Annotated in this window: 3 protein-coding genes and 1 other RNA gene; 1 reads left to right on the top strand and 3 read right to left on the bottom strand. The window is 61.8% G+C overall.

The window, feature by feature from the left end; all coding sequences use genetic code 11:
- The 3 genes from VFL62_RS06360 to ssrA form a co-directional block, all read right to left on the bottom strand.
- Positions 1-219, bottom strand: a 219-nt coding sequence (locus VFL62_RS06360) for a lyase family protein (protein WP_325171519.1), incomplete at its 3' end; no start/stop codon positions are given.
- A gap of 62 nt (positions 220-281) precedes the next feature.
- Positions 282-791 carry an SspB family protein gene (locus VFL62_RS06355; RefSeq protein ID WP_325171518.1) on the bottom strand — a complete coding sequence of 170 codons (510 nt, stop codon included), beginning with the start codon at positions 789-791 and terminating at the stop codon, positions 282-284.
- 162 nt (positions 792-953) lie between these two features.
- Positions 954-1,308: a transfer-messenger RNA gene (gene ssrA, locus VFL62_RS06350) on the bottom strand.
- A 98-nt stretch (positions 1,309-1,406) separates the two neighbouring features.
- Between ssrA and VFL62_RS06345 the strand changes: the two genes are divergently transcribed.
- A complete protein-coding gene (locus VFL62_RS06345; protein WP_325171517.1) occupies positions 1,407-2,012 on the top strand; it encodes a chromate transporter in 606 nt (201 codons plus the stop codon).
- Positions 2,013-2,099: the final 87 nt, after the last annotated feature.

The raw sequence follows: 2,099 nt of genomic DNA, 5'->3' as shown, positions 1-2,099 counted from the left end.
GATGAGGCCGAGTTCGCGATTGGTTTGTGCCGCCGCGAGCTTGACGATGCCGAGCGCGCGAACGATCGCCATCGGCATGCGGTCCTGGCCGATGCGAAAATTCTGCCGTGACCGTTCGGTCTGTGCGCCCCAATAGCGATCGGCGGGAACCTCAATCGGACCGAAACTGTCGGTCTCGGTGCGTGTGGAACCGGAACGGGATTGGGTGGACCGGGCCATCAGCTTGCTCCCCGCGCGTACCTGTCAGTTCATTCTACGGCGGGAAGGGGAGTGTTTGCGGACTATTTCTTGCGGAAACGGTCCAGCCGCACGACTTCGGCGCCCTCGCCGGATTTTTCGGGCTCGCCCGCGCTCTCGGCCGGCGGAGCGGGCAGCGCAGACGCAGGCGCGGCCGGGGCGGCGGGGGCCGCACGGTCGCGCGTCTCGGCCACCGTGTCCTGCGGCTCGAATTGCAGACCGAACTGCACGGAAGGATCGAAGAAGCTCTTGATGGCGCTGAAGGGAACCACCACACGTTCGGGGACCCCGCCAAAGGAGAGCCCGACCTCGAAACGATCCTCGCTCACCACCAGATCCCAGAACTGGTGCTGCAGGATCACGGTCATCTCTTCCGGATATTGCGCCAGCAATCGGGGCGACAACTTCACGCCTTCGGCGGTGGATAGGAAGGTGATGAAGAAATGGTGCTCGCCCGGCAGGCCGTGTTCGGCGGCATCCGCCAAAACGCGGCGAAGCACCCCGCGCAGGGCGTCGCGCGCCAGCACGTCGTATCGAATATGATCCGTCGCCATGATCGGTCCTGTCGCGTTCGATTCCTGTCTGCGATCTTCGGAAAGAAGCCGGTGACCCGACTCGGCCCTATCCTCCATGCTACCCCGCCGGCGGGCCGAGGTCAGTAGCGCTGCGGAAATGCCTTTAGGAAAATTAGGGCGTCCAAAAGCATGGCAGATTGAAGTGGAGGCTTCTGTTGCCAGGTGCCTCCGAACCCCGCCTGACGGTGCTAACCCGTCAGGACTTTAGATGGTCTTTCAAACCGCTTAAGCGGCCTGAGCAACCGGAGCATAGTTGTCGTTTGCAACTATTGCATGGCCCGATATCGGCGGAACCATACCGGGAAAAAACGCGCCCTTTACGCCCTCGTCGATCCTGGTTCGCCCCCGCCGAAGCCCGCCAGCTGTGCCGCGGGCTTGGGTGGAGGCGCCGGGTACTGCCCCCGGGTCCGAATGGTTTATTGCGACGGTTATTTATTTCCATAGCCGGCGAACCGGCACCCCCAATATAGGGCGCAAAAGTTGAGAAAAATAGAGCCGAAAACTTCTCCCTTTGGACGAAAAACCCAGCTTTCCGAGTGGAAATCACCGCAATATTGATTGGCCGTGCAGGGCGGTCATTCTAAATTCTTCACCATGTCTCCAGATTCGCCGCCGGCCGCCATCGGGGCGCCGGAAGTTTCGAGGCTCACATCGAAACCACCCACCCTGATCGCGCTGTTTGTGGCGTTCGCGAAAATGTCGCTCGCGGGCTTCGGCGGCGTGCTGGTCTGGGCACGGCGCGGTATCGTCGATCAACACCGCTGGATGACCGCCGACGAATTCAACGAGACCTTCGCCCTGTGCCACTTCCTGCCCGGGCCGAATGTCGTGAACCTCACCTTCGTGTTCGGATCGCGGTTTCGTGGCCTTGCCGGCGCGATCGCCGCTTTCTCCGGACTGGTCGGTCCGCCGGTCGTGATCGTCACCATCCTTGCCGCGCTTTATCAGCGTTACGGCGAAATCGAAGTGTTGCGGCGAATTCTATCCGGGGTGGCCTGCGCGGCGATCGGGTTGATGCTCTCGGCGGTGTTTCGGATGATGACGCCGCTCTTCAAGCGGCGCGACGTGATCGGACTTCTGGTCATGATCGCTGTGTTCGTCGCGATCGGCGTGTTGCGGTTGCCGTTGCCGTCGGTGTTGCTGGTGGCGATCCCCATCAGCATCGGCATCACCTTCGCCATGCGAAGGAGTGCGACATGAATCCGGAATCCAACCCGCTTGTCGCGCTCGCCTTCACCTTTGCATTGATGTCGCTGTTTGCGGTCGGCGGCGCCAATGCCGCCATTC

It is taken from the genome of Bradyrhizobium sp. (assembly GCF_035701725.1).
In the GTDB taxonomy this organism is placed as follows: domain Bacteria; phylum Pseudomonadota; class Alphaproteobacteria; order Rhizobiales; family Xanthobacteraceae; genus Bradyrhizobium.
This window is presented reverse-complemented; position numbering and strand designations above follow the sequence as displayed.